Source organism: Rhabdaerophilum calidifontis (assembly GCF_008641065.1).
GTDB lineage: Bacteria > Pseudomonadota > Alphaproteobacteria > Rhizobiales > Beijerinckiaceae > Rhabdaerophilum > Rhabdaerophilum calidifontis.
This window is the reverse complement of sequence record NZ_VTRS01000005.1, coordinates 138,416-162,994: the sequence shown is the minus strand read 5'-3', so window position 1 is coordinate 162,994 and position 24,579 is coordinate 138,416. Positions and strand designations below refer to the sequence as shown.

Below are 24,579 nucleotides of genomic sequence, written 5' to 3'. Positions count from 1 at the left end.
ACCGGAGAGGATCAGCCGCGCCGCGCGGCCGCCAGCGCGACATCCTTCGCCCGGTTGACGAGCGCCGCGAGATGGTTGGAGCCGCCACGATCGGGATGCAGGCGCGCGATCAGCGCGCGATGCGCGGCGCGGATCTCGTCCTCCCGCGCACCCGGCTCAAGGCCAAGGATCTGATAGGCCTCGTCGTCGCGCATTTCGGGGCCGGCCGGCGCCGCGCCCTCCCGCGGCTGCGGATCGAACTGCACGTGCTCACGCCAGCCGGGCGCCCGGCGGTCGAGATCCTGCGCGATTAGCGCCAGGCCTTGCGGATCGATGCGCGACAGGTCATGCGCGAGGCGCAAAGCCTCTTGCGCGCCGAGCGCGGTCAGCATGCGCCCGGCATAGACGCCGAGCACGATCCGCGCATCGAGAGACCCGTCTCCGAGATCGATCGTGATTTCGAGCGCGCGCGTCCGGATCTCGGAGCGCCGCGCCCGGCCGATCGGATCGATCGCCGCCGGAAGCCGGAACCCGAGCAGCCAGGCCGCCAGCGAGACCAGCACGATCGCGACATCCCAGCGCCCCTTGAGCGCGAGCAGGATGCCCGCGCCCCCGGCCACGGCGCCGACAAGCTTGCGGGTGAGCGGCGAGAGGGAATCCCCGGCCTTGCGCCCCGGCCCGAGCGCGAACCACCAGACGACCGCGCCGAACACAATCATCGAAACAAGATAATTCATCCGCGCCTGGCCCCGGCTCTGCTGCCGCCCGCTTCTGCCCCGGCGCCGCGCGGAATGCAAACGGCGGCCACGCTTCCGGCTAGAGAAGCCCCAGCGCCGAAAGTTCCGCGCGCAGCGCCTCCGGCATCTCGGCGGGCGCGTCGACAATGCGGATATCGGCCGGAGCATCGCCGTCGGCAAGGTAGCGCCAGCCCTGGAAGGGCCGGCAGGGCCGCGGCTGCACCGGAATGACCTCCGGCGTCAACACGAGATGGCAGCGCGGGATCCCCTCGCCATCCGTGAAGGGCTCGATGGCCTCGATGCGCTGCCGCGCCGCGATCCGCCCCCTGATCACCCAGTAGAGCGACCCCGCGCCGACGATCTCATCCATCCGGCGCGGCACCATGCGGGTGGTGTGCACCTGCCGGTAGGGCCGGCCCATCTGCTGATGCGCGAGCCGCGTCTCCTCGATCCAGCCTTCGAGATCCTCGATCGATTCGCACCCGACGCAGAGCTTGAGCAGATGCAGCGCCATGCTATTCCGCCACCGCGATCGAGAGGATCCGGGCGCCCTCGCCGAGCTGCGCCCCCGCCGCGAAGGCGATGCCCTCGACGATCCCCGCGCGCGGCGCAAGCACGGGATGCTCCATCTTCATCGCCTCGACGATCGCCACCCGCTGCCCCTTCTCGACCGGCTCGCCCTCGGCGACGAACAGCGCCACGAGCTTGCCATGCATCGGCGCGCGCACGATGCCGCCGGCATCGCCGCCGTGATCCTCGAAGGTCACGTCGAGCGGATCGGGCACCGCGACGCGGATCTGCCGGCCGCGATCGAGGACATGGACCGCGTCGCCGGCGGTGACGAGCGTGAAATCGCGCTCCGGCGCCAACCCCTCGGCCGCGATCGCCGCGCCGGCGGCATCGGTGGCGAGATCGACGATCTCGCCCTCGACCGCGAGGCGCAGCGCCCCCGCGCGGCCGGGCGCCAGCGCGAAACCGTCGCCCGCGCTCCACGGATCGCCCGCCCAGCCGGAACGCGCCGCCGCCAGCGCCGCGAGCCGCGCCTTCTCCTCGGCGAGAAGCGCCAGCGCCCCGGCCGCGACTGCGCCGGGGTCGAGCGGCTGCGGCTCGGCGCCGAGCGCGGCGAGATTGCGGTCGATGAAGCCGGTATCGAGCCGGCCGGCGCGGAAATCCGGCTGATCGATCAGGGCGGCGAGGAAGCGGAGATTGGTCTTCGGCCCCGCGACCAGCGTATCCTCGAGCGCGGCATGCAGCCGGTCGAGCGCGACATCGCGGCTCGGGCCATGGGCGATGATCTTGGCGATCATCGGATCGTAATAGGGCGTCACCTCGCCGCCCTCCGCGACGCCGAAATCGACGCGGATCCCTTCGCCCTCGGGCAGGCGCAGCGCGTGGATATGCCCGGTCGAGGGCAGGAATCCGCGCTCCGGCTCCTCGGCATAGAGACGCGCCTCGACCGCATGGCCGGCGATCGCGAGCTGGTCCTGCCGGCAGGGCAGCGGCTCGCCGGCCGCGACGCGGAACTGCCATTCGACGAGATCGAGCCCGGTGATCATCTCCGTCACCGGATGCTCGACCTGGAGCCGGGTGTTCATCTCCATGAAATAGAAGCCGTCGGGCCTGAGCCCCTTCGAGCCGTCGGCAATGAATTCCACCGTGCCGGCACCGTAATAGCCGACCGCGCGCGCCGCATCGACCGCTGCCCTGCCGAAGGCCGCGCGCGTCTCCGCCGACATGCCCGGCGCCGGCGCCTCCTCGATCACCTTCTGGTGGCGGCGCTGCATCGAGCAATCGCGCTCGAACAGGTGCAGGACCTGGCCGTGCCGGTCGCCGAACACCTGCACCTCCACATGGCGCGGCGCGGTGATGTATTTCTCGACCAGCACCCGCGCATCCGAGAAGGCGTTGAGCGCCTCGCGCTGGCAGGAGGCGAGCGCCTCCTCGAAATCGGCGTGTTTGTCGACCCGGCGCATCCCCTTGCCGCCGCCGCCCGCCACCGCCTTGATCAGCACCGGATAGCCGATCTGATAGGCCTTCTCGCGCAGGAAGGCCGGGTCCTGGATGTCGCCGTGATAGCCCGGCACCACCGGCACCCCGGCCTTCTCGGCGAGCGCCTTGGCGGCATCCTTGAGCCCCATGGCGCGCACAGCGGAAGGCGGCGGCCCGACGAACACGATGCCGGCCACCGCGCAGGCTTCGGCGAATTCCGCATTCTCCGACAGGAACCCGTAGCCAGGATGGATGCATTCCGCCCCCGCCCGCCGCGCGACATCGAGGATGCGCTCCGCGACGAGATAGCTCTCCCGCGCCGGGGCGGGGCCGATCGGATATGCCTCGTCCGCGAAGGCGACGAAGGGCGCTGCGGAATCGGCCTCGGAATGGACGACGATGACGCGCATCCCAAGCCGCCGTGCCGTCCGCGCGACACGAAGCGCGATCTCGCCGCGATTGGCGATCAGAACCGAAGAAAACATGGCGGAAACGCCCCCGTGCGGGTTCAACGGCCGGACGATGCAACGCCGGGCGCCGCTTGTCCATCGCCAGCATCGGGCCGTCCCCAATCGCGGCGCACCGCCAGCGCGACACTCGCCGCCGCCTGGAGATTGAGCGCGATCGCGAACAGATCGAGCAGGATTTCCCAGTTCTGGCTCGGCGCCGTGCGGGCGAAGAACCCCGCCAGCGCATAGGCCGTGGTGGAGATCATCGCGTTGCGGCTCGAAAGCCAGGTCGCGAGGATCAGCGGGTTCCGCGCATGCCGGAACCGCAGCAGCAGCCCGACGACGAGGATGCCGACGGCGATTGCCGCGCCGGAGGACCAGCCTGCCACCCAGAGTTCCGCCCGGCGGCCGGTGGCGATCTTGTCCCAGAGTTCCCAGGCGGTATGGCCCGCCGCGACGAGCATCACGAGCCCCACGCCGAGCGCCGCCAGATCCTCCGCCCGGCGCCCGCGGCCGAACACCGCGAGCGCGATCAGCCAGAGCAGGATATCGTAGATCCAGTCCACCGCGTCCTTGAACAGGAAGCGGTTGGCGATGGCGAGCGCGTAGCCGGCCTGCGCCGTTGCGAGCCCCCCGATCAGCACGACGATGAGCAGGACCCGGCGGCGATAGCGGCGGGACTCTCCGGTCAGGAACGCCCCGTCTGCCATGCCGCGCGGCTCCGCCGGCTCATTTCGCCGCGACGACCATGATCTCGACCCGGTAATCCGGCGTCGCGAGGCTGGCCTCGACGGTCGCGCGCGCGGGGGTGTTGCCGGCGATGACCCAGCCATCCCACACCGCGTTCATCGCCGCGAAATCGGACATGTCCGCGAGCCAGATATTGGTCCGCAGCAGCTTCGATTTGTCAGTGCCGGCGAGTGCGAGCAGCCGGTCGATCTCGGCCAGAACCTGGCGCGTCTGGCCGGTCACGTCCTGCTTCGGATCATCCGCGACGATCCCGGCGAGATAGACCGTGTCGCCGTGGATGACAGCCTTCGACATGCGCGGTCCGGTCTCGATGCGGGTGATGGCTGCCATGGCAAACTCCTGTGTTGGGCAATCGGCAGCCGGGGATAGCAGCCGGCCGCAAAAACACAACCGCGCGGGCGGCACTTCGCCGGCGCGCCTCAACCCCGCCCGACGAAGGGCATCTTGGTCGCCATCACGTTCATCGTCAGCACATTCGCCTCGAGCGGCAGGCTCGCCATGTGCAGCACCGCGTTGGCGACATGCGCGACATCGATCACCGGCTCGACCGCGATCGTGCCGTTCGCCTGGAGCACGCCGGTCGTCATCTTCCGCGCCATGTCGGTCAGCGCATTGCCGATATCGATCTGCCCGACGGCGATGTCATGCTCGCGCCCGTCGAGCGCGCCGGCCCTGGTGAGCCCCAGCACCGCGTGCTTGGTGGCGGTGTAGGCCGCCGAGAATGGCCGCGGCGCATAGGCCGAGACCGAGCCGTTATTGATGATCCGCCCGCCTTTCGGGGTCTGCCGCTTCATGATTCGGAACGCCGCCTGCATGCTATAGAACACGCCGGAGAGGTTGGTATCGACCACCGCCTTCCATTGCTCGGCCGGAAGCTCGTCCCATTGCACGGGCGGGGCGCCGATGCCGGCATTGTTGAAGACCACATCGAGCCGGCCGAACTTGGCAACCAGCGCGTCGAATGCGGCATTGACCTGCGCGGGATCGGTCACATCCGCCGGCAGGCTCAGCGCACCGGCATGGGCGCCGGCCAGCGCAACGGTTTCCGCCAGCGCCTCGGGCCGCCGCCCCACCAATCCGACGCGATAGCCTTCCGCCAGGAACCGCAGCGCGACCGCGCGCCCGACCCCGGACCCCGCGCCGGTGACGAGCGCGACCTTGTTCTGTGCCATGAAACATCCTCCCGCGGGGAGGTTAGCGGCGCCGGCGCCGCCACGGAAGAGGCGAAAGCGCCGACAGGGCCGGAGAGGCGCAGGGGCGGCCGCATAAGGGGCGGGCGTTCAGCCGCAGATCTGGCCGTTGCGGACGAGCACCGAGCCGTCGAGCCCGCGCATCCGGGTGGAGATCGCGCGGCAGCCCGGCTCCGCCGCCTCGGCGAGGCGCGCCCGGACGCCCTGCTTGGCCGCATCCTCGGCCTTCGCCGCGATCGAGGCCTTGTCGATGGCCGCCGGCGCCGCAACGATCAGGGCCGCGACAATGGCGTAGACGATCTTGTGCATGGCTGCCTCCCGCGCAGTTCCGTTCCGCTCTGGAAGGAACATCGCAGGGAGCGGCGCGGATGCCTGTGCGTTGGCGCACGGGGCGGATCAGGCGCCTCAAGCCGGATGCGCGGCGTGAAGGATCGTCGATGCCGAGGGATCCCCTCACATCCTGAACACGCCGAACCGCGTCGCCTCCACCGGCGCGTTGAGGCAGGCCGAGAACGCCAAAGCCAGCACGCGCCTTGTCTCGCTCGGCAGGATGATGCCGTCATCCCAGAGCCGGGCGGTCGCGTGGTAGGGGTGGCCCTCCTCCTCGTATTTCGCCCGGATCGGCGCCTTGAACGCCTCCTCCTCCTCGGCCGACCAGACCTTGCCCTCGGCCTCGAGATTGTCGCGCCGGACGGTCGCCAGCACGCTCGCCGCCTGCTCGCCGCCCATCACCGAGATGCGGGAATTCGGCCAGGCGAACAGGAAGCGCGGCGAATAGGCCCGCCCGCACATGCCGTAATTGCCCGCGCCGAACGAGCCGCCGACAAGCACCGTGATCTTCGGCACCGCGGCCGAGGCCACGGCCGTCACCAGCTTCGCGCCGTCCTTCGCGATGCCGCCAGCCTCGTATTGGCTCCCCACCATGAAGCCGGAAATATTCTGCAGGAACAGCAGCGGAATGCGCCGCTGGCAGCAGAGTTCGATGAAATGCGCGCCCTTGAGCGCGCTCTCCGAAAAGAGAATGCCGTTATTGGCGATGATGCCGACCGGGATGCCATGGATGGCCGCGAAGCCGGTGACGAGCGTCGTGCCATAGAGCGCCTTGAACTCGTCGAAGCGCGAGCCGTCGACGATCCGGCCGATCACCTCGCGGATATCGTATTGGCGCTTGAGATCTGTCGGCACCAGCGCCTCCAGCTCGGCGGGATCAAGCAGCGGATCCTCGGGTTCGCCAAGCGCGATGTCGATCGTCTTACGGCTGTTGAGATTGGCGACGATGCGCCGCGCGAGCGCCAGCGCGTGCCGGTCATCGGCGGCGTAATGATCCGCCACACCCGAGCGGCGGGCATGCACATCCGCGCCGCCGAGATCTTCCGCCGAGACCACCTCGCCCGTGGCGGCTTTCACCAAGGGCGGACCGCCGAGGAAGATCGTGCCCTGCTGGCGCACGATGATCGTCTCGTCGCTCATCGCCGGCACATAGGCACCGCCCGCCGTGCAGGAGCCCATCACCACCGCGATCTGCGGAATGCCCAGCCCCGAAAGCGTCGCCTGATTGTAGAAGATGCGGCCGAAATGCTCGCGATCGGGGAAAACTTCGGTCTGGTGCGGCAGGTTCGCGCCGCCCGAATCGACCAGATAGACGCAAGGAAGACGGTTCTCGCGCGCGATCTCCTGCGCGCGGAGATGCTTCTTCACGGTCATCGGATAATAGGTGCCGCCCTTGATCGTGGCGTCATTGCACACGACCATCACCTCGCGGCCCTCGACCCGGCCGATGCCGGCGATCATCCCCGCGCCGTGGATGTCGTCGCCATACATGCCGTTCGCCGCGAGCTGGCCGATCTCGAGGAAGGGCGAGCCGATGTCGAGGAGCGTCAGCACGCGATCCCTGGGGAGAAGCTTTCCGCGTGCCAGATGGCGTTCGCGCGCCTTCTCGGGCCCGCCGAGCGCGGCGATGCGCCGCTTCTCGACGAGATCGGCGCGGATGGCCCGCCAGGCCTCGGCATTGGCCTGCGCCTCGGCGCTGCGGCGATCGAAGCTCGAGCGGATGACGGCCATGGAACCCCCGTGGAAAGATGCGGCGCGCGCCCATATTCCCGCTTCCCGCGCGGGTTTCAACGCCCCGGTGGGGCGGAGGCCGCGCTCAGGGGCGAAGCTTGTCGATATTGTCGGTCGAGGGGATGCGCCAGGGCTCCGCGATCGCGGCCTGATGCCATTTCTGGAAGGCCGGCAGGGCATGGATCGCGTCGACATAATTCGCCGTCGCGCGGTCGACCGGGATCTCGTAGGAGCGGATGCGCGTCGCGAGCGGTGCCATCATGGCATCGACCGCGCCGAAGGCGCCGAACAGGAATTCGCCCTCCGGCGCCATGGCGCGGAAATGGCGGACATAGTTCGACAGCCGCATCACATCGGCCTCCACCTGCGGCGTCAGGCGCCGCGCCGCGCGCCGGCGCAGATTCATCGGGCAATGCGCCCGCAGGGCCTGAAAGCCGGAATGGATCTCGGCCGAGAGGCAGCGCGCCAGCGCCCGGAATTCCGGCTCCTCGGGCCAGAATTGCGCCTCCGGATGCTTGTCGGCAACATATTCGATGATCGCCAGCGATTCCCAGAGCAGGAGATTGCCGAATTTCAGCGCCGGGACGAGACCGCTCGGCGAATATTGCAGCACCTGCTGGCGCGTGTTCGGCTGTTCGAGCGGGATCAGGATCTCGGCGAAGGGCACGCCCCTGGCAGCCATCGCCAGCCAGGGCCGCAGCGACCAGGAGGAATAGTTCTTGTTGCCGATGACGAGCGTCAGCTTCGGGGGGAATTTCGGTTCCGCCGCCCCGACATTGGTCGTGATCGCCATATCAGCCCTCCGCCACCGTCTTCTCGGATGCCACAACATCGCCGCCGGCCTTTTTCCAGGCGTCGAATCCGCCCTCGATATGCGCAACCGGTTTCAATCCCATATCCTGCGCCGTGCGCGCCGCCAGCGCCGAACGCCAGCCACCTGCGCAGAAGAACACGAAGGTCTTCTCCTCCTGAAACACCGGCTTCGCGTACGGGCTCTCGGGGTCGATCCAGAATTCCAGCATGCCGCGCGGGCAATGGAAGGCACCGGGCATGCGCCCCTCGCGCTCCAGCTCGCGCGGATCGCGCAGATCGACGAACACGACATCGTCCTGCCCGTAAAGCACCCGCGCCTCGGCGGCCGACAGGGTCCGGATGGAGGCGCCGGCCTCCGCGAGGAGCGCCTTGTAGCCTTTGATGATCGTCTGGGCCATGTTCCCCCCGGAACCCCGTTCCGGCCTTTTAGCAGGGGCTGCGCGCCATGCAACCATCGCGCGGGCGGATATGGCGGGGATGCTTGATGATTGCCGGGATTTTCCCAATGCAACGCGGGCCCCCGGCCCTTGACGGGTCGGCGCGCGCGACGCTAGCGGCATCCATGCTCGCCTCATCCCCCGATTCCCGCCCCGGCATTGATCTGGATGCCATCGAAGCCCGCCTGCTCGCGCTCGTCGCGGAACGCGGCCCGGACAAGAGCATCTGCCCCTCGGATGTCGCGCGCGCCATGGCCGGCACCGACACCGCCGCCTGGGGGCCGCTGATGACCCCGATCCGGAAGATCGCCGTGCGCCTCGCCAGCGAGGGCCGGATCGTGATCCTGCGCAAGGGCAAGCCGGTCGATCCGCTCGATTTCAAGGGCGTCTACCGCCTCTCCCTGCCGCGCAGCGATTGATGCCAGGGATTCGAGCCAATTTCCGCAACCCTTCGTTGACTCTCCCGAGGCTTCGGCGCCCGAGTCGCGGGTCCGGTTAGGCAATTGGCAAGCGGCCGCGCGGAATCTCCCCTCGGATGCCCGGGCAAGCGGGAGGGAGCCATGAGCCTTTTTCGATCGTTCCTGAAGGATCGCAGCGGTGCCACCGCGATGGTGATGGCGATCGCGATGATCCCGATCCTCGGGACGCTGGCGATCTCGGTCGATTATTCCAAGGCGATGAAGCAGAAATACACGCTTCAGCAGGTCGTGGATTCGACCGCCACCGCACTCGCCCGCGACACCGATCTCCTGCTGCTCGGCGATGCCGCACTCCAGGCGCGGGCGCTGAGCTATGCCCAGAGCGTCTCCGGCGCGGCGCCGGTCGAGAACATGGCGCTCAAGGCGAAAGCCGATTCCGCCAAGGTGCATGTCGACGCAACCGGCGAGGTGCCGCTGACCTTCGCGCGCATCCTCGGCTCGGATTCGCTGATCGTCACCGCCTCCGTCACGGTCGAACGGGCAAGGGCCAAGAAGATCGAACTCGCTCTGGCGCTCGACAATACCGGCTCGATGGCCGGCACCAAGATCACGCAGCTCAAGGCGGCCGTGAAGGGGCTCGTCGATTTCCTCTCCGATCCGAAGAAGAATGCCGGTCCGACCAAGATCGCGCTTGTGCCCTTCACCAATGTCGTCAAGTCCGACCCGGCCTGGTGGACGGGCACCAATCATCTGGAAAGCTCCCCGCCGAAGGGATGGGATGGCTGCCTGACCGACCGCGACCAGCCCCATGACGCGCGGGATACGGCGCCGAACCCGGCGACCCCGGCCACCCTGTTCTGGTGGCGCACCGACACCAAGGGCAAATCACAGGTTTCCTGCGGCAAGCTCGCCCGGATCATCCCGCTGACGAGCGACCTCAAGAAGATCAAGGCGGCGGCGGATACCATGATTGCGAGCGGCGCCACCAACGTGCCGATCGGCCTCGCCTGGGCCTGGCACGCGCTCTCGCCCGGCGCCCCGCTCAATCAGGGCAGCCCGGCCGGCACCGAGGATCTGCTGCGCGCCATCATCGTGCTCACCGATGGCGAGAACACCGCCAACCGCTGGGGCTGGAATGGCGGCGGCGTGATCGACAAGCGCATGACCGAACTCTGCACCAACGTGAAGGCCGCCGGCATCGTGCTCTACACGATCCGCGTCATCGACGGCGATGCCAACCTGCTCAAGGCCTGCGCGACGACGCCGACGCATTATTACAACGTGACGGATGCCAGCCAGCTGACGCCGGTCTTCGAGCAGATCGCCTCCTCGCTCTCGAAGATGCGGATCACGCAATAATATCGGGCAGCGCCGCTCACGGCGCCGGGAACAGCGCGTCGGTGCGCCCCATCGCGCGGTAGGCGGCAAGCCCGATCCATTCCTTGACGGCCATGTCGAGCCGGGCGAGCCCCGCCGCAAGCGAGCCGAACGGCGCCTCGGCGCTTTCCGGCCCGGCGGTGCGGAAATCGACCGGATAGGGCGCGACCTTGAACCCCGCCTGCCGGAACACGCCCATCGAGCGCGGCATGTGGAAGGCCGAGGTGACGAGCAGCCAGGTCTCCTCCGGCTTCGGCATCACGAGATCCCGGGTGTAGAGCGCGTTCTCATGGGTGTTGCGCGAGCGGTTCTCGAACTGCACCCGGCCGGGATCGAGCCCGTAATCGGCGATCCGCGCCTTCACCGCATCCGCCTCGGGATTGCCGGAGCCGATCAGTTCCCCCGCCCCGCCGGTGAAGACGATTCGCGCCTCGGGGAAGCGGCGGGCGAGCGCAAGCATTGCCATCACCCGGTCACCCGCCTCGTTCAGTTCGAGACCGGCGCCGCGCCCGAAGGTCGCGTCCGCATCCGCCGCACCGCCGAGGACGATGATTCCGGCCGGCGGCGGCGCGCCCTCCGCCGGTTTCCAGACCGGAAACCGCGTCTCGAGCGGCAGGGTCGCCCAGTTCGGCAGCGGCGAGAGCCCGGCCGTTCCGAGCCCGAGCAGGATCAGCATGGCGAGCCCGGACCAGACGCGCGAGCCGCGCATCAGCGCCCGGAACGTGGCGAACAGCGCCAGCAGCAGCAACGCGTTCGATGGCGTTGCGAAGAACCAGAGGATCTTGCCGAGATTGTGCATCAACGAACCCCTTTGGTTCCCGACATTGCCGAAAGCACTTGCGCGCCTCCCACTCCCTCACCCGGCCTTCGTGAACAATTCCCGCCCGATCAGCATGCGGCGGATCTCGCTCGTGCCGGCGCCGATCTCGTAGAGCTTTGCGTCGCGAAGCAGGCGTCCGGTCGGGTATTCGTTGATATAGCCGTTGCCGCCGAGGAGCTGGATGGCGTCTAGCGCGAGCTTCGTCGCGGTCTCGGCGGCGTAGAGGATGGCGCCGGCGGCATCCTCGCGCGTGGTCTCGCCCCGGTCGCAGGCCTTCGCCACCGCGTAGACATAGGCCCGGCTCGCATTCATGCCGACATACATGTCCGCGATCTTGCCCTGCACGAGCTGGAACTCGCCGATCGGCTTGCCGAATTGCCGGCGCTCGTGGATATAGGGCATCACGACATCCATCGCCGCCTGCATGATGCCGAGCGGACCGGCGGCGAGCACCGCGCGCTCGTAATCGAGCCCGGACATCAGCACGTTGACGCCCTTCCCCACCTCGCCGAGCACGTTCTCCGCCGGCACCTCGCAATCCTGGAACACCAGTTCACCGGTCTCCGAGCCGCGCATGCCGAGCTTGTCGAGCTTCTGCGCCACCGAGAACCCCTTGAAACCCTTCTCGATCAGGAAGGCGGTGATGCCGCGCGGCCCGGCCTCGGGATCGGTCTTGGCGTAGACGATCAGCGTCTCGGCGGAGGGGCCGTTGGTGATCCACATCTTCGCGCCATTGAGGATGTAGCGGTCGCCCTTCTTCTCCGCCTTCAGCTTCATCGACACGACATCGGAGCCCGCCCCCGGCTCGCTCATCGCCAGCGCGCCGAGATGCTCGCCGGATATGAGTTTCGGCAGGTAGCGCCGCTTCTGCTCGGCATTGCCCCAGCGCCGAAGCTGGTTGACGCAGAGATTGGAATGCGCGCCATAGCTGAGCCCCACCGAGGCCGAAGCGCGGGAAATTTCCTCCATCGCTACGCAATGCTCGAGATAGCCGAGGCCGGTGCCGCCCTCCTCCTCCGGTACGGTGATGCCGTGCAGGCCGAGCGCACCCATCTCTGGCCAGAGATGGCGCGGGAACCAATCCTCGCGGTCGATCTTGTCCGCGAGCGGCGCGATTCTGTCCCGCGCGAAGGCGGCGACACTCTCGCGGATCGCGTCCGCCGTCTCGCCGAGATCGAAATTGAAGGGTTTGGCGGCATTCGGGATCACGGGTTAATCCTCTTGTTCGGTGAATGGCGCGATCATACGATCACCGCGCGCGATGTCACGCGGATGGACGCTAGAATAGGTCAGCATTCATGTCCAATCCTGCGGAATCCGCCCCTCCGCCCGCGATGCGCCGCCAGCGCCCCGGCTCCGGAACGACCGCATGAGCAACTCCGAGGGATTCACCGCCGCGTTCGAACCGCTCGCAGACTTTGCGCGCGGTGACGGCTGGCGAGCGCTCGCCGCCGGCGCGCTGGAGCCGAACCCCTATTACGAGCCGGACATGCTCACCGCCGCCGCCCGCCATCTCGGCCGTGCCGGCGCAATGCGGCTGCTTGTCGTGCGCGAGACGCGGGCGGATCACCGCCCGGTGGCGCTGCTGCCGATCCAGAATCCGCGCCTGCGCGACGGCATCCTGTTCGGTGCCTGGAGCCTTTATGCCAATCCCTATACGAGCCTCACGATCCCGCTGCTCGCCGCGGAATGCGCCGGCCCGGCCCTGCGGACGGCTTTGCGCCGGCTCGCGGCGGAGCCGGACGCGCCGGATGTGCTGCATTTTCCGCTCGTCACCGAGCAACGCGGCTTCGCGGCGTTGCTCGCGCAGGTCGCCGCGGCGGAGGGCCTGGCACGCCTGGCCGTCACGCGCCATGCCCGTCCAGCGATCGACCCGGCCGCCACGACGGCGCCCGCCGTTCCGCGCCACCGCCGCCTCGACCGCAAGGCGCGCCGCCTCGCGGCGCTCGGCGCGGTGACGACCGGGACCGTCTTTTCCGGAGAGCCTGACTTCCCCGCCGCGCTCGATGCGTTCCTGGCCCTCGAGGCAGCCGGCTGGAAGGGGCGGCGCGGCACGGCTCTCGCCTGCCGGCCCGACACGCAAGCCTATGCCCGGCAGGCGTTTTCCGGCGCCAGCCAGCGGATCATGATCGAGAGCCTCGCCCTCGACGGCCGCGCGATCGCAATGAACCTCAATCTCGTCTCTGGCCGGACCGTCTTCACCGTGAAGACCGCCTATGACGAGACCCATGCCGCCGCGAGCCCCGGCCAGCTGCTCGACCGGCATGTCGCGGAACGCATTGCCGCGGATCCGGATCTCGACCGGGCGGATTCCTGTGCGCAGCCCGATCACCCGATGGGCGCGCTCTGGCGCGAGCGCGAGCCCGTCGCGACGCTGCTTGTGGGGCTCGCCCCCACCCTGTGCGCGGCGGCGCTCGAACCGATGGCCGCGCGCATGCGGCTTGCGAGCCGATGGCGGAAGCGCCTGCGCGCCGTGCGCGAACGGCTCGGCGTCTGAGGGCCGACCGCCCGGTTGATCAGTCCTGCGCCCTCGCCTCGTCCTCCGGCGCGGGATCCTCGAGCGAGGCCACCTGCCGGCTGGTGACGCCGACCTGCGCGAGATAGCGGCTCCAGTCCTTGCGGCTGCCGGCATAGGCGTTGCGGTCCACCGCGCCGGCGATCCCCGGCACCTGGCCGGTGGTCGTGAACTGCCAGACCTTCCACGGCCGGTCATTGTAGCGCTCGTGCGGCTCCGCCGCCACCGAACGCAGCCAGAACCGGTAATCCTTGTAATGCCCTTCCAGCACCTCGGCATGGAAGGTGATGTCGGTATAGATGATCGGCTTCTTGCCGGTATGGGCCTCCATCGCCTTCAGCATGATGTCGATCTTGCGCCGGGCGAGTTCGGGGTCGATCTTCTTCGGGCAGGTGCGGGAATGACCGTTCCACTCGACATCGAGCACCGGCGGCAGCGCATCGGCATCCGCCGGCACGTTCTGGCGGAACCAGGCGGCCTGCTCCTCGGCCGGGCGGCACCAGAAGACGAAATGATAGGCCCCGCGCGGGATGCCGGCACGGCGTGCCCCGTCCCAGTTGCGGTGGAAGCGCTCGTCGAGATGGTCGCCGCCCTCGGTGGCCTTGATGAAGGCGAAGGCGGTGCCGGCGCGCTTGACCTGGAACCAGTCGACCTCGCCCTGCCATTTCGAGACATCGATGCCGTGCACCGGGTAGCGATGCGCCTTGGCGACGCCCGGATGCGGTTTCGAATCGCTCTTGAGCGGGTAATGCGCGCGCAGTTCGGAACCCGACGAGCAGGCCGAAAGCGCCAGGGCGGCGACGAGCGATACCAGGGCCGCGAGGCGGCCGGACGATCTGGCGGAGGGCATGGCGGGAACGGGCATGTCAGGCGGCTCTCTGCGTCTTGCCAAGGGTAGCGGTTTCCGCGCCGGGAACAAGCGGCGCGGTGCCGCGAACCAGTTTTTCGAGCGGAACAGGGCGGCCGAACAGGTAGCCCTGGAGGCAGGTGACGCCGGCCGCGGCGAGGAAGATCTGCTGCTGCACCGTCTCCACCCCCTCGCCGACGATCTCCATGCCGAGCGAGCGCGCGAGCGCGGTGATCGAGGTCACGATCGTCGGCGATTCCGGCTTGTTGTCGAGCGCGGCGATGAAGGTCCGGTCGAGCTTCAGCGTGTCGAAGGTGAAGCGCATCAGGTAGGAGAGGCTCGAATAGCCGGTGCCGAAATCATCGATCGCCACCCGCACGCCATGGGCGCGCAGGGCGGTGAGCACCGCGCCCACGCGTTCGCCATCGGTGATGAGGCTGGTCTCGGTCAGTTCGAGGCAGAGCCGCTGCGGCGCCACCCCGTACCGGACCAGCAATGCCTTCACATGCTCGACGAAACCCGGCGAGATCAATTGCCGGCCGGTGGTGTTGACCGAGATCCGGCAATTTCCCACCGAGGCCAGTTCCTCCAGCGCCTGATTGAGCACCGCGTTGCCGATCTCGACGATGAGATCCGTGTCCTCCGCCAGCGGGATGAATTCCGCCGGCATCAGCAGGCCGCGGAACGGGTGTTGCCAGCGCACGAGGCTCTCGTAGCCGACGACCTTGCCGCTCAGCGCCTCGACGATCGGCTGGTGATGCACGCGCAATTCGCGGGTGAGCACCGCGGCGCGCAGGTCGCGCTCCAGCGAGCGGCGGAACGCCTTCTCCACCTCCATGCTGCCGTCATAGGAGACGGCGGCGCCGCGCCCCGCCGCCTTGGCGGCGTAGACCGCGATATCGGCAAGGCTCAGCAGGTGCTCGCCGCTGCCGCCCTCGGCGACGGAGGAAACCGCGCCGATGCTGACACCGACCGGTGTCCCCGCAAGGCTGGATGGCACCCGCCGGCGCAGGGTCTCGCTGAGATGGGCGTGCAGGCGCGTCAACGCGCCGCCGACCACCTCGCCCGGCACCACAGCGACGAATTCATCGCCGCCGAGCCGCGCGAGGAAGGTCTCCGGCCCGAGTTCCGCCCGGAACACCGCCGCCGCCTGCACCAGAAGCCGGTCGCCGGCCTCGTGGCCGAGCGTGTCGTTGACCCATTTGAACCCGTCGAGATCGAGCATCATCACGGTGATCGGCGGGAAGGCCTGGGCCGGCGGCGCGATCGCCGCCAGATGCCGGAACAGCGCCCGCCGGTTTGGAAGCCCGGTCAGCGTGTCGGTGCCGGCCATCTGCTCCACGCGTTCGAGATCACGCTCGAAGCTCTCCCCCGCGCTCCGCCAGCGCCGGCGCATCAGGAACAGGATCACCGAGGCCGCGCACAGGATTGCCACCAGCGCCGGCAGGATCTGCCGCGACGCGATCGCCGCGAGCCGCTGGCCGCGCCAGAAGAGCCGGCCGACGATCTCGCCGCCGAGCCCGGCGAGTTCGAGCCGGCCATTCGCCGCCTCGGGCTCGGCATAAGGGCCGGTGACCGGGAACAATTCGATCGACAGCGTTTCGAGCGCCGCCGCCATGGCCGGGAGATCGACGAGTTCGAATGCGAGCGCCGGGGATTCGCCCGGCCTGCCGATCCGGGCCGCCAGCGCCAGCATCTCGCCGCCGGGCGGCCCGAGACGGATGAACTCGACATGCCCGCGCGGAGGCTCGACACGCGCGAAGGCCGCGCGCAATTCGTCGATCCGCGCCCGGGTCGCGGGATCGGCGAGCAGGCCGGTGAAGCGGCCGGTCCCGCCGGGCGGATTGCCGCGCGCGGCATCGTCGGCCAGCACCAGCCGCGTCTCCCGCGCGACACCCTGCCAGCGCGCGCGATCGACGAGCCCGTTCGGCAGATCGTTGCGGAACTGCGTGACCACGCGGCCGAGTTCCTGCCCGACGATCTGGGTCTCGATGGCGAAGGCATTGCGGTCGGCGACGCGCGCCGCCCAGGCGAACAGGCCGAGGATCGTCAGCGCCAGCACGAACAGGCCCGCGACCGCGAAATCGAGCAATCGCACCATCGACCGGCCGGCCATCCGGATTCTCTCCCCGCGAGAAACTGCACCTATTTCTCTGGGAAACGTTTAAAAGCCCGTGCAGAAATGGCGTTAACGACGCAAGCTTTCATTAGCCAGCATATAGAGCAACTTGAGCGCGAATTTATCGAGGTCTCCTCTCCTCATCCGAGGCCAAACCACAATGTGGCAACGCCAAGAAAGGCAAAAAATCCGACAATATCGGTCACTGTCGTCACAAAAGGGCCGGAGGCGACCGCAGGATCAACCCCCGCGCGCTCAAGCAGAAGTGGTATCATGACTCCGGCGAGGCCCGCAGCAACCAGATTGACGACGATGGCGATGCCGATCACGTAACCAAGATCGGCGTTTTTGAACCAAAGCGCCGCCACCGCACCCATCAGCACCGCGAAGGCGATGCCGTTGATGAACCCCACCATCACCTCGCGCAGCACCACGCGCGGCGCGTTCGCGGCGGAAATCGCCCGCGTCGCCAGCGCGCGCACGGCAACCGTCATGGTCTGCGTGCCGGCATTGCCGCCCTGGCTCGCGACGATCGGCATCAGCACGGCGAGCGCGACCATCTTTTCGAGCGCCCCCTGGAAGAGATCGATCACCGCCGAGGCCAGGATCGCGGTGAGCAGGTTGACGAAGAGCCACGAGAAGCGCGCCCGCGCCGTCTCCATCACGGTATCGGACAATTCCTCGTCCGATTTCACGCCGCCGAGCGCGCGGATCTCGGCATCGGCCTCGTCGTCGATGACATCGACGATATCGTCGAAGGTCAGCACGCCGACGAGGCGGTTGCCCTCGTCCGTCACGGGGATCGAGACGAGATTGTAGCGCTTGAACAGGTCGGCGACATCGGTCTTGTCGTCGGTCGTGCGCGCCACATGGTCGGCCTCGTGCATGATCGTCTCGAGACGTTCCGGCCGCCGCGTCCGCAGCAGACGGTTGAGCGGCACATGGCCGATGATCCGGCCGCCGGGATCGATCACGTAGAGCTCGTAGAATTCGTCCGGCAGATCCGTCGTCTCGCGCAGATGGTCGATCATCTGCCCCACCGTCCAGAAGGGCGGCGCGGCGATGAAATCGGTCTGCATCAAGCGCCCGGCGGAATCCTCCGGGTAATCGAGGCCGCGCTCGATCGTCACGCGCTCCTCGGCGGGGAGCCGCGCGAGAACCTCCTCCTTGTCCTCCGGTTCGAGATCCTCGAGGATGTAGACGGCGTCGTCCGAATCGAGATCGCGCACGCCCTCGGCGATCTTTTCGTTCGGAATTTCCTCGAGAATCTCCTCGCGGACCGTATCCTCGACCTCGGTCAGCGCCGCGAAATCGAAATCCGCACCGAGAATCGCGACGAGCCGGGGTCGCTCCTCGGGATCCAGCGCCTCGATGAGCTGGCCGAGATCGGCCTCGTAGAGATCGCCCGCCAGCGCGACGAGCCGGTCATGATCGGCGGCCTCGATCGCGGCGCGCACGGCAGCAAGGAAGGCCGGCCGGATCTCGCCCTCCGCGTCGCGGAAGGCCAGGTCGGCGAAGGACGGCGCTTCGGCGAGCGTCGGTTCGGGGGCGGCCTGAGACACGCTGCGCATCCGGGTCGAGGGGGCGGAGATCGCCCTCTCTTAGGGGCGCTGCGGGGATTTGCAAGGCTTGCGCGCCCGCAAGGCGGCCGGGCAACAAAAAACCCGGGGGGGCCCGGGCTCTTGAAAAATCCTGCGCAAGGATTGGTGCGGTCGAGAGGACTCGAACCTCCACGGTGTTACCCACTAGCACCTCAAGCTAGCGCGTCTACCAATTCCGCCACGACCGCATGGGGACGGCCCGAAGGCCGCGTCCCAAGGCGGCGGTGTCTAACAAAGGGCGGGGACCATGGCAAGCCCGATCCGCCTCAGGCCGTGCATTTCCGGCGCGGCGCCCGGCGGGTCAGGCCGCCTCTGCCGGCTGCTGCGCGCGCATGAGCGTCTCGACCTCGGGACGGCGGATCAGCCGCGTCACCTCGACCTGAATGCGCTTGCCCTGCACGATCACCTGCCCGTAGGCGACCGGATAATCATTGGCGAGGATCTCGATCTCGTCGTTCTCGTTGGCATCGAGTTCGATGACCGCACCGCGCCCCATGCGCAGCAGATGGTGGATCGGCATGCGCGAGCGCCCGATCACCACCGCGATCTCGACATCGACATCCCCGACCGTATTCGTGCGTTCCTCGCTGGACATGCGCCTGAAATCCTTTTCGCCGCCGACCTGACAGACTGGAGCATCACCCATGCGATTCGTTTGATTGACATGGGCAATTTCTGCCCATCTATGTCCCATGTCATGGTCAACGCCGAGTTAACGCCCCCGCTTTTCCCGCCATGCCGGGAAGGCCATCCCCCCGTCGAATGGCGCGTGGCGCCCGAACCGGTCGCCTATCCCGAGGCGGTCGCCTTCATGGAGGCGCGCGCGGGCGCGATCGCGGACGGCACGGCGCGCGAATGCGTCTGGCTGGTGGAGCATCCCCCGCTCTACACCGCCGGCACCAGCGCGCGGCCGAAGGATCTCGTCACCGCCCGCTTTCCCGTGCATCAGACCGGCCGCGGCGGGCAATTCACCTATCACGGTCCCGGCCAGCGGGTTGCCTATGTCATGCTCGACCTGAAGGCCCGGAAGCCGGATATCCGCGCCTTCGTCGGCGCACTGGAAGCCTGGATCATCGAGACGCTCGCCGGCTACAATCTGCGCGGCTACACCGATCCCGCGCGGGTCGGCGTCTGGGTCCGGCGGCCGGACAAGGGCGAGGGCTGCGAGGACAAGATCGCCGCGATCGGCATCCGGCTGCGCCGCTGGGTGTCGTTCCACGGCGTCTCGCTCAATGTCGAGCCGGATCTCGCACATTTCGAGGACATCGTCCCCTGCGGCATCCGCGAGGCGCGATTCGGCGTGACCTCGCTCGTCGATCTCGGCATTCCGGTGACGATGCCGGAGGTCGACATGGCGCTGCGCGCGGCCTTCGCGCGCGTCTTCGGCGAAACGTCTGCGGGTATCGCCTGAAGGCGCGCCGCTCAGCCCGGCCGGCTGAAGCGCGGCGTCACGCCGGCCACCGGCCGTTGCGGCCTTGCCTGCGGCGCGCCGGACCAGGCGCCGATCTCGCGGCGATAGGCCTCCGGCAGCCCGGCCGCCGCGGCGGCAAGAAGGATCCGTTCGAGATAGCCCGGCTTCGGCGTTCCCGGCTCGGCATTCGCCGCGACATAGACGAGCGCCCGCCGGGCCCCGCCCGCCACGACGACCGGCTGCGTGATCTTGGCATAAAGCCCGCGATCGAGCCCCTCGAAGCGGTCGAGCGGCCTGAGATCGGCGAGCGCAAGATCCCAGAGCAGGCCATGGACCTCGGCGCGGGGATCGCGGACCACGCTGGCATAGCCCTCGGCCATGATGATGAAGCGATGCCGCTTCAGCACCGCCGGGCCGAGGACGCGCGAATGCGGCGCGCGCCGGCCCATATCGGCGATATCCATGTTGAGCCCGTAGGCGAAATAGAGCGGCATGCCCTCAACGCCCCGCAGGCCCGGAATAGGCGCGCTCCACGCGGGCGACGCGCAGCGCGTAATGGTGATACCAGCGCTCCTTGCCGAGCCGCTGCGCGAGGAGATGCTGCGCGACCGCCTTCCAGGCGACGAGCGCCGCCTCGTCGGCCCAATAGGAATTGCTGATTCCGAACCCGTCCGGTCCCCGCGCCGATTCGGCGCCGAGATAACCCGGCTGTTCGGCGGCGAGCCGCGCCATCGCTTCCGCCATGGCGGCATAGCCGTCGTCGCCCTCGCGGCGCAGCGAGGAGAACGCGACAAGGTAATAGGGTGGCTCGGGAAGCTGCGCGAAATCCTGGCTGGGACCCTGGCTCATGGCACGCCTTGACGATGGGGCGCGATCAGACCACGCCCCGCTCCGCGCCGCAAGCCTCGCTCAGCCGGCCGCGAGCCGGTTGCGCGGCAGCTTCATCGCCAGGCGCAGCAGCCGTTCCGGCGCATTGTTGACCTCGCGGACCAGCGCGAAGAGCAGCGCCGGGGTCGAGGGCGTCGGCGCATCCGCGACATGCCCCAGCAGCCAATCGAGATCGGCCTCGGCGATCACGCCCCAGGGCTCATGCTGCCAGACCAGGAAGCCGACCATCAGCTCGACGAAGAAGGCCGTCCAGGTCGTATCGGTGGTGGTGTTCAGCCGGTCGAGCATCAGGAGCTGCTCGGCCTCCTCGCGGTTGCTCACGGAGAGGAAGGCGCGCAGGTCGATCTCCGCGGCCCCTTGCGGGCAGGGATCCACCGGCGCGGAATCGCGCGCCGGATCGAGCTGCGCCACATCAACCTGCGCCAGAATGGCCATGGTCCGCTTCCCTGCTCGCCGGGGCATGAAACGCCCCTCGTGATCCCGATGGCCGTGCCGGGCTTCAGCCCGTGTCGCAGCCGGTTTGACGTACCCTGCGGCGGAGCGTTGCCCGCTCTCGCGCTGTTCAAGTCTCGGGAATAGGCGTTGCCTAATCCTGAATCTGTGCGATGAAGCACAGGATGCGGTGAAGGCATCGCAAGCAAAGGCCGTTAACGGGCGCTTGCGCGGAACACGCGCATTTCAGTGTCATCGCGGCCAGATCAGCGGCTCCAGGCGGCAATTCCATGGTCAAATCGCGGAGTGTTCGGGAATGATGGATCAGGCCAACCTGTTTCCGGAGGCATCCGCGATCCTGGCGCGCGCACCGCTGATCGACGGCCATAACGACCTGCCCTATGTCATCCACCAGGATCCGGACGCCAGGGGCGATGTTACCCGCTGGGATGCCGCGCGCCGCCACCCCGAGACCGACACCGACATTCCCCGCCTGCGCGCCGGCCTCGTCGGCACGCAGATCTTCACCGCCTTCATCCCGACCACGATCGAGCACCCGTTGCGCCGGCGGCTCGAAATCATCGACGTGATGCTCCAGCTCGAGCAGCGCTACCCCGAGAGCTTCCTGCCGGTGCTTGCGCCGGACGATATCGACCGCGCCCGCGCGGCGGGGCGGATCGGGCTGTTCAAGGCCGTCGAGGGGCTGGTCGGCATCGATCATGTCGGGCATCTGCGGCTGTTCCATGCCATGGGCATCCGGCTGGTCACGCTCTGCCACAACGAGACGTTACCCTTCATCGACAGCGCGACCGATCATCCCGGCCCGGCACCGCTTTCGGATTTCGGCGTCGAGATCGTCGCCGAGATGGAGCGGCTCGGCCTCGTCATCGATCTCGCCCATGCCTCGGCGGCGGCGCAGCACGCGGTGATGGATGTCGCGAAAGGCCCGGTGGTGATCAGCCATGCCAATGCCCGCGCCCTCTGCGACCATCCGCGCAACGCGCCCGACGATGTGATCCGCCGCGTCGCCGAGGGGGGCGGCCTGGTGATGGCGACCTTCGTGCCCGCCTTCCTCCAGCAGCGAGTCTACGATCGGCTGAAGCCGGTGATGGACGGGCTCGGCAAGATGCGCGACGGGGTCTCGAAATCCGAATACCAGGAGGCCAAGCGCGCCGCCTTCGCGCATTTCGCCGAGGACGGGATCGCGCTTCTCTGCCGGCATCTCGACCATATGCGCGACATTGCCGGCGAGGATGCGCTCGGCATCGGCTCGGATTTCTACGGCGGCCCGCAGCCGCCGGGACTCGAGGATGTCACCTGCTTCCCTGCCCTGTTCGACGCCTTGCTGCGCCGGGGCTGGAGCGCCGACGCGCTCGAGAAACTCGCGGGACGGAATTTCACGCGCGTCTGGCGACAGGTCTACCGGACGATCCCCTGATCTTCCCGCGCGCCCGTCAATAGGACATCAGCAGCGGCAGGCGTGCCGAGCCGGTCAGTTCGACCGTGACGCCGCCGAGCAGGAATTCCATCAGCCGCGTATGGCCGAACCCGCCCATGACGAGGAGATGCGCGCCGGAATTGCGGGCGTAATGGTCGAGCGCCGCCGCCACCGAGAGATCGCGCCGCGCGACATCGCTGACGGTCACCGCGAGCCCCTTGCGGCCGAGATGCGCGCCGAACGCCGCCGGTGGCAGGATGTTGGCCAGCGATTTCTCGCCGCTCACCGTCACGAGATCGACCTCGCGGATCGAGGGGAAGGCGAAGAGCGCGTCGGCGGTGGCGCGGGCCGCGTGGCAGGACCCGTCCCAGGCCACCACGATCCGCGTCGGCGCCGTCACCGGCGCGACATCCGGCGCCGCCACCAGCACCGGCCGGCCGGAGCGGAACAGCGCCTCCTCGAACAGGACCTCGCTGGTGTCGAGCGCGCCATGCGGCTGATCGACCACCACGAGATCGGCGGCGCGCGCCGCCCGCGCGGCATGTTCCGCGACGCCGGCAAAGGCGCCACGCACGATATCGACATCGGCCTCGACACCCGCGCCCGCCGCCTGCTTGCGGATTTCCTCCGCGAGATCCTCGGCGATCGCCGCGGCCTTCTGGTTGACATCGGCGGCGATCGTGTCGGCGATTCCGGTCCAGAACGGCGTATAGGGCGGCGTGAAGGTCTGCACGCCGAGGGTCACATGCGCGATGGCGCGCGCCGCCGCTGCCAGCGCGATCGTCTGCCGGATTGCGGCCATCGGCGTCGTTTCAGCCACGCGGACAAGGCAGGCGATATCGGTCAGGCGGTGGATCGGCTCGGACATGACATTCTCCTGAACTCTCGGATGATCAAGGCTCGCATGATGCCGCGCCGGCGGCATTGCGCCAAATCAGGGCACAAGTCGGGGCCCGATTCGGGGCTTGGGATCACGCGCGCGGCAGGCAGGCCTTCAGCAGCGCGATATCGGCATCGAAGCGTTCCGGCGCGCCGGACGCGCCCATCGGCACCGCGCCACGCCGGAGCGCATAGCGCTCGATCTCGATCTCGACGAGCCGGCGCTTGCCGGTCTTGTCGCCGAGCGGGTTCAGGGCGTTGAAATAGGCGCAGGAGACGATATGCAGCGGGTGGCCGTTGCGGTCGGCATAGGTGCAGACCTGCCGCACCATATCGATCGTGAAGGCAGCCGGGCGGCCGCGCAGCACGATGCCGATCCCCACCATGCGGATCGTCGCCTCGGCCTGGCCGGCGATCGCGGCCTTCCGGGCGCGATCCATCGCCGGGCCGGGATCCTCGGTCTCGACCGCCTTCACCCCCTCGGCGTAATAGAGGTCGATCAGCGCCTCGAAGCGCGCCACCAGCCCCTTGCAATCCGGCGCCTCCTGCGCGGATGCGGGCGTCGCGAGAAGCATGGCCAGCAGCGCCAGCGATGCGCGGGCGCCGCTAACCCTCGAGCGCGCGCAGGATCGCCGCCGCGGCCAGGAAATCCGCGCGGCGATTCCGCCGCCGCGCCTCGGCCTCGGCATCGCTGCCCCAGACGGCCATCTCGAAATCCGCATCGACCTCGCCGGCATCGAATCCCGCCTCCGCGTCTAGCGCCCGGTCCGCGACCGCAAGCGCGATCAGAGCCGAGCCTGAAATCGTGGTGAGAACATGAAGTGCCGCAAGCCGCGCGGCCGAACCGGCTCGGCTCGCGATTCCGGGCCGGATCGCCGCCAGGCTCGCCAGGTCCTGCGCGACATGGCAGACCCCCTCGGCCAAGGCGAAACGCGCGCCATAGGTGGCGCGGGCATGGTCGAGCACGGGGTCCCAGTGCCGGGCCTGCATCGCCACCAGCCGCTCGGGATCACCGGCGCGATAGCAGACGAGATCCGTGCCGGCATAGGCGAGGATCTCCTCCGCCACGGCCGCCCGCGCCGTTTCGACATGGTCGATCGCCGCATGGAGGATGCGCGTCGCCGGCATGGTCGCGGGGTCGATCACCGCGCCCTGCGCCGCCCATTCGGCCGCGACCAGCGCCGCCACGGCCGCGTTTTCGCCGGCGAGCAGGGCGCGCGCCTTCGTGCGGGCCGGCCTGCCGTCGAGCATCACCGCGTGCCGCCCCTCCAGCACCGCCACCATCACCTCGGCATAGAAGCGCTTCGGCAGGCGCGGCTTCAGCGCCGCCTGCGCCGCCCGCACGGGGTCATGCCGGGCGGGGTCGCCACCATCATGGAACCAATCGGCGATGAGATCGTCGCGCATGGCGTGGAGATAGAGCCTCCG

General features: G+C 68.6%; 27 protein-coding genes and 1 tRNA gene. 5 read left to right on the top strand and 23 right to left on the bottom strand.

What is annotated here, in order from left to right:
• Positions 1 to 11 precede the first annotated feature (11 nt).
• The 10 genes from FWJ24_RS10170 to FWJ24_RS10125 form a co-directional block, all read right to left on the bottom strand.
• Positions 12 to 716 carry a DnaJ domain-containing protein gene (locus FWJ24_RS10170; protein WP_166443657.1) on the bottom strand — a complete coding sequence of 235 codons (705 nt, stop codon included), beginning with the start codon at positions 714 to 716 and terminating at the stop codon, positions 12 to 14.
• 79 nt (positions 717 to 795) lie between these two features.
• Entirely contained in the window at positions 796 to 1,230 is a 435-nt protein-coding gene (locus FWJ24_RS10165) for a DUF1489 family protein (RefSeq protein WP_150287714.1), read from the bottom strand.
• Between the two features lies 1 nt (position 1,231).
• On the bottom strand, positions 1,232 to 3,190 hold the full coding sequence (locus FWJ24_RS10160) for an acetyl/propionyl/methylcrotonyl-CoA carboxylase subunit alpha (RefSeq protein WP_150287713.1): 1,959 nt from the start codon (positions 3,188 to 3,190) through the stop codon (positions 1,232 to 1,234).
• A 23-nt stretch (positions 3,191 to 3,213) separates the two neighbouring features.
• A complete protein-coding gene (locus FWJ24_RS10155; protein WP_150287712.1) occupies positions 3,214 to 3,864 on the bottom strand; it encodes a cation diffusion facilitator family transporter in 651 nt (216 codons plus the stop codon).
• Positions 3,865 to 3,883: 19 nt separating this feature from the next.
• Positions 3,884 to 4,234, bottom strand: coding sequence for a RidA family protein (locus tag FWJ24_RS10150; protein WP_150287711.1), 351 nt, complete (start codon positions 4,232 to 4,234; stop codon positions 3,884 to 3,886).
• Between the two features lie 89 nt (positions 4,235 to 4,323).
• Complete coding sequence (locus FWJ24_RS10145) at positions 4,324 to 5,076, bottom strand: SDR family oxidoreductase (protein WP_150287710.1); 753 nt, start codon at positions 5,074 to 5,076, stop codon at positions 4,324 to 4,326.
• A 108-nt stretch (positions 5,077 to 5,184) separates the two neighbouring features.
• Complete coding sequence (locus FWJ24_RS10140; RefSeq protein ID WP_150287709.1) at positions 5,185 to 5,403, bottom strand: hypothetical protein; 219 nt, start codon at positions 5,401 to 5,403, stop codon at positions 5,185 to 5,187.
• A 144-nt stretch (positions 5,404 to 5,547) separates the two neighbouring features.
• Entirely contained in the window at positions 5,548 to 7,155 is a 1,608-nt protein-coding gene (locus tag FWJ24_RS10135; protein ID WP_150287708.1) for a carboxyl transferase domain-containing protein, read from the bottom strand.
• A gap of 85 nt (positions 7,156 to 7,240) precedes the next feature.
• Positions 7,241 to 7,948, bottom strand: a complete 708-nt coding sequence (locus tag FWJ24_RS10130) for a glutathione S-transferase family protein (protein ID WP_150287707.1) — start codon at positions 7,946 to 7,948, stop codon at positions 7,241 to 7,243.
• Position 7,949: 1 nt separating this feature from the next.
• Positions 7,950 to 8,366 carry a rhodanese-like domain-containing protein gene (locus FWJ24_RS10125; protein WP_150287706.1) on the bottom strand — a complete coding sequence of 139 codons (417 nt, stop codon included), beginning with the start codon at positions 8,364 to 8,366 and terminating at the stop codon, positions 7,950 to 7,952.
• A 164-nt stretch (positions 8,367 to 8,530) separates the two neighbouring features.
• Between FWJ24_RS10125 and FWJ24_RS10120 the strand changes: the two genes are divergently transcribed.
• Both FWJ24_RS10120 and FWJ24_RS10115 read left to right on the top strand, forming a co-directional pair.
• Positions 8,531 to 8,824 (top strand): DUF3253 domain-containing protein, encoded by a 294-nt coding sequence (locus FWJ24_RS10120; RefSeq protein WP_150287705.1) that lies wholly within the window; start codon positions 8,531 to 8,533, stop codon positions 8,822 to 8,824.
• Positions 8,825 to 8,965: 141 nt separating this feature from the next.
• On the top strand, positions 8,966 to 10,183 hold the full coding sequence (locus tag FWJ24_RS10115; protein ID WP_150287704.1) for a TadE/TadG family type IV pilus assembly protein: 1,218 nt from the start codon (positions 8,966 to 8,968) through the stop codon (positions 10,181 to 10,183).
• 16 nt (positions 10,184 to 10,199) lie between these two features.
• On the opposite strand, the gene FWJ24_RS10110 is transcribed toward FWJ24_RS10115, so the two are convergent.
• Both FWJ24_RS10110 and FWJ24_RS10105 read right to left on the bottom strand, forming a co-directional pair.
• Complete coding sequence (locus tag FWJ24_RS10110) at positions 10,200 to 11,000, bottom strand: YdcF family protein (protein WP_246155647.1); 801 nt, start codon at positions 10,998 to 11,000, stop codon at positions 10,200 to 10,202.
• Positions 11,001 to 11,057: 57 nt separating this feature from the next.
• Complete coding sequence (locus FWJ24_RS10105) at positions 11,058 to 12,230, bottom strand: isovaleryl-CoA dehydrogenase (protein ID WP_150287702.1); 1,173 nt, start codon at positions 12,228 to 12,230, stop codon at positions 11,058 to 11,060.
• Between the two features lie 160 nt (positions 12,231 to 12,390).
• On the opposite strand from FWJ24_RS10105, the gene FWJ24_RS10100 reads away from it, so the two are divergent.
• Positions 12,391 to 13,518 (top strand): GNAT family N-acetyltransferase, encoded by a 1,128-nt coding sequence (locus FWJ24_RS10100; RefSeq protein WP_150287701.1) that lies wholly within the window; start codon positions 12,391 to 12,393, stop codon positions 13,516 to 13,518.
• A 19-nt stretch (positions 13,519 to 13,537) separates the two neighbouring features.
• On the opposite strand, the gene FWJ24_RS10095 is transcribed toward FWJ24_RS10100, so the two are convergent.
• The 5 genes from FWJ24_RS10095 to FWJ24_RS10075 all read right to left on the bottom strand — a co-directional run bounded on the left by FWJ24_RS10095 (position 13,538) and on the right by FWJ24_RS10075 (position 18,698).
• The gene (locus FWJ24_RS10095; protein WP_206110824.1) at positions 13,538 to 14,386 is read right to left on the bottom strand and encodes a glycoside hydrolase family 25 protein; all 849 of its coding nucleotides are present in this window, start codon (positions 14,384 to 14,386) and stop codon (positions 13,538 to 13,540) included.
• Positions 14,387 to 14,402: 16 nt separating this feature from the next.
• Positions 14,403 to 16,499 (bottom strand): putative bifunctional diguanylate cyclase/phosphodiesterase, encoded by a 2,097-nt coding sequence (locus FWJ24_RS10090; RefSeq protein ID WP_150287699.1) that lies wholly within the window; start codon positions 16,497 to 16,499, stop codon positions 14,403 to 14,405.
• Between the two features lie 143 nt (positions 16,500 to 16,642).
• Entirely contained in the window at positions 16,643 to 18,073 is a 1,431-nt protein-coding gene (gene mgtE / locus FWJ24_RS10085; protein WP_150287698.1) for a magnesium transporter, read from the bottom strand.
• Positions 18,074 to 18,206: 133 nt separating this feature from the next.
• Positions 18,207 to 18,291: transfer RNA gene (locus tag FWJ24_RS10080), tRNA-Leu, on the bottom strand.
• Positions 18,292 to 18,404: 113 nt separating this feature from the next.
• Entirely contained in the window at positions 18,405 to 18,698 is a 294-nt protein-coding gene (locus FWJ24_RS10075; RefSeq protein WP_150287697.1) for a FliM/FliN family flagellar motor switch protein, read from the bottom strand.
• Between the two features lie 102 nt (positions 18,699 to 18,800).
• On the opposite strand from FWJ24_RS10075, the gene lipB reads away from it, so the two are divergent.
• Positions 18,801 to 19,514: a lipoyl(octanoyl) transferase LipB gene (gene lipB / locus FWJ24_RS10070; protein ID WP_150287784.1), complete on the top strand. Its 714-nt coding sequence runs from the start codon at positions 18,801 to 18,803 to the stop codon at positions 19,512 to 19,514.
• 11 nt (positions 19,515 to 19,525) lie between these two features.
• Here lipB and FWJ24_RS10065 read toward each other — a convergent pair whose 3' ends face one another.
• The 3 genes from FWJ24_RS10065 to FWJ24_RS10055 are packed head-to-tail and all read right to left on the bottom strand — an operon-like array spanning position 19,526 to position 20,837.
• Positions 19,526 to 20,008, bottom strand: coding sequence for a gamma-glutamylcyclotransferase family protein (locus FWJ24_RS10065; RefSeq protein WP_150287696.1), 483 nt, complete (start codon positions 20,006 to 20,008; stop codon positions 19,526 to 19,528).
• A gap of 4 nt (positions 20,009 to 20,012) precedes the next feature.
• Positions 20,013 to 20,363: an antibiotic biosynthesis monooxygenase family protein gene (locus FWJ24_RS10060; RefSeq protein WP_150287695.1), complete on the bottom strand. Its 351-nt coding sequence runs from the start codon at positions 20,361 to 20,363 to the stop codon at positions 20,013 to 20,015.
• A gap of 60 nt (positions 20,364 to 20,423) precedes the next feature.
• The gene (locus tag FWJ24_RS10055; RefSeq protein WP_150287694.1) at positions 20,424 to 20,837 is read right to left on the bottom strand and encodes a hypothetical protein; all 414 of its coding nucleotides are present in this window, start codon (positions 20,835 to 20,837) and stop codon (positions 20,424 to 20,426) included.
• A 313-nt stretch (positions 20,838 to 21,150) separates the two neighbouring features.
• On the opposite strand from FWJ24_RS10055, the gene FWJ24_RS10050 reads away from it, so the two are divergent.
• Positions 21,151 to 22,272 (top strand): dipeptidase, encoded by a 1,122-nt coding sequence (locus FWJ24_RS10050; protein ID WP_150287693.1) that lies wholly within the window; start codon positions 21,151 to 21,153, stop codon positions 22,270 to 22,272.
• Positions 22,273 to 22,288: 16 nt separating this feature from the next.
• On the opposite strand, the gene FWJ24_RS10045 is transcribed toward FWJ24_RS10050, so the two are convergent.
• The 3 genes from FWJ24_RS10045 to FWJ24_RS10035 form a co-directional block, all read right to left on the bottom strand.
• Positions 22,289 to 23,140, bottom strand: coding sequence for a universal stress protein (locus FWJ24_RS10045; protein WP_166443656.1), 852 nt, complete (start codon positions 23,138 to 23,140; stop codon positions 22,289 to 22,291).
• A gap of 103 nt (positions 23,141 to 23,243) precedes the next feature.
• Positions 23,244 to 23,726 (bottom strand): hypothetical protein, encoded by a 483-nt coding sequence (locus FWJ24_RS10040; protein WP_150287691.1) that lies wholly within the window; start codon positions 23,724 to 23,726, stop codon positions 23,244 to 23,246.
• 31 nt (positions 23,727 to 23,757) lie between these two features.
• The gene (locus FWJ24_RS10035) at positions 23,758 to 24,558 is read right to left on the bottom strand and encodes an ATP12 family protein (protein ID WP_150287690.1); all 801 of its coding nucleotides are present in this window, start codon (positions 24,556 to 24,558) and stop codon (positions 23,758 to 23,760) included.
• Positions 24,559 to 24,579: the final 21 nt, after the last annotated feature.

Bases quoted from the DNA above. Each gene is read 5' to 3' on its own strand.
- FWJ24_RS10170 (WP_166443657.1), bottom strand. From the start codon at position 716: ATGAATTATCTTGTTTCGATGATTGTGTTCGGCGCGGTCGTCTGGTGG.
- FWJ24_RS10165 (WP_150287714.1), bottom strand. From the start codon at position 1,230: ATGGCGCTGCATCTGCTCAAGCTCTGCGTCGGGTGCGAATCGATCGAG.
- FWJ24_RS10160 (WP_150287713.1), bottom strand. From the start codon at position 3,190: ATGTTTTCTTCGGTTCTGATCGCCAATCGCGGCGAGATCGCGCTTCGT.
- FWJ24_RS10155 (WP_150287712.1), bottom strand. From the start codon at position 3,864: ATGGCAGACGGGGCGTTCCTGACCGGAGAGTCCCGCCGCTATCGCCGC.
- FWJ24_RS10150 (WP_150287711.1), bottom strand. From the start codon at position 4,234: ATGGCAGCCATCACCCGCATCGAGACCGGACCGCGCATGTCGAAGGCT.
- FWJ24_RS10145 (WP_150287710.1), bottom strand. From the start codon at position 5,076: ATGGCACAGAACAAGGTCGCGCTCGTCACCGGCGCGGGGTCCGGGGTC.
- FWJ24_RS10140 (WP_150287709.1), bottom strand. From the start codon at position 5,403: ATGCACAAGATCGTCTACGCCATTGTCGCGGCCCTGATCGTTGCGGCG.
- FWJ24_RS10135 (WP_150287708.1), bottom strand. From the start codon at position 7,155: ATGGCCGTCATCCGCTCGAGCTTCGATCGCCGCAGCGCCGAGGCGCAG.
- FWJ24_RS10130 (WP_150287707.1), bottom strand. From the start codon at position 7,948: ATGGCGATCACGACCAATGTCGGGGCGGCGGAACCGAAATTCCCCCCG.
- FWJ24_RS10125 (WP_150287706.1), bottom strand. From the start codon at position 8,366: ATGGCCCAGACGATCATCAAAGGCTACAAGGCGCTCCTCGCGGAGGCC.
- FWJ24_RS10120 (WP_150287705.1), top strand. From the start codon at position 8,531: ATGCTCGCCTCATCCCCCGATTCCCGCCCCGGCATTGATCTGGATGCC.
- FWJ24_RS10115 (WP_150287704.1), top strand. From the start codon at position 8,966: ATGAGCCTTTTTCGATCGTTCCTGAAGGATCGCAGCGGTGCCACCGCG.
- FWJ24_RS10110 (WP_246155647.1), bottom strand. From the start codon at position 11,000: ATGCACAATCTCGGCAAGATCCTCTGGTTCTTCGCAACGCCATCGAAC.
- FWJ24_RS10100 (WP_150287701.1), top strand. From the start codon at position 12,391: ATGAGCAACTCCGAGGGATTCACCGCCGCGTTCGAACCGCTCGCAGAC.
- FWJ24_RS10095 (WP_206110824.1), bottom strand. From the start codon at position 14,386: ATGCCCTCCGCCAGATCGTCCGGCCGCCTCGCGGCCCTGGTATCGCTC.
- FWJ24_RS10090 (WP_150287699.1), bottom strand. From the start codon at position 16,499: ATGGCCGGCCGGTCGATGGTGCGATTGCTCGATTTCGCGGTCGCGGGC.
- mgtE (WP_150287698.1), bottom strand. From the start codon at position 18,073: ATGCGCAGCGTGTCTCAGGCCGCCCCCGAACCGACGCTCGCCGAAGCG.
- FWJ24_RS10075 (WP_150287697.1), bottom strand. From the start codon at position 18,698: ATGTCCAGCGAGGAACGCACGAATACGGTCGGGGATGTCGATGTCGAG.
- lipB (WP_150287784.1), top strand. From the start codon at position 18,801: ATGGTCAACGCCGAGTTAACGCCCCCGCTTTTCCCGCCATGCCGGGAA.
- FWJ24_RS10065 (WP_150287696.1), bottom strand. From the start codon at position 20,008: ATGCCGCTCTATTTCGCCTACGGGCTCAACATGGATATCGCCGATATG.
- FWJ24_RS10060 (WP_150287695.1), bottom strand. From the start codon at position 20,363: ATGAGCCAGGGTCCCAGCCAGGATTTCGCGCAGCTTCCCGAGCCACCC.
- FWJ24_RS10055 (WP_150287694.1), bottom strand. From the start codon at position 20,837: ATGGCCATTCTGGCGCAGGTTGATGTGGCGCAGCTCGATCCGGCGCGC.
- FWJ24_RS10050 (WP_150287693.1), top strand. From the start codon at position 21,151: ATGATGGATCAGGCCAACCTGTTTCCGGAGGCATCCGCGATCCTGGCG.
- FWJ24_RS10045 (WP_166443656.1), bottom strand. From the start codon at position 23,140: ATGTCCGAGCCGATCCACCGCCTGACCGATATCGCCTGCCTTGTCCGC.
- FWJ24_RS10040 (WP_150287691.1), bottom strand. From the start codon at position 23,726: ATGCTTCTCGCGACGCCCGCATCCGCGCAGGAGGCGCCGGATTGCAAG.
- FWJ24_RS10035 (WP_150287690.1), bottom strand. From the start codon at position 24,558: ATGCGCGACGATCTCATCGCCGATTGGTTCCATGATGGTGGCGACCCC.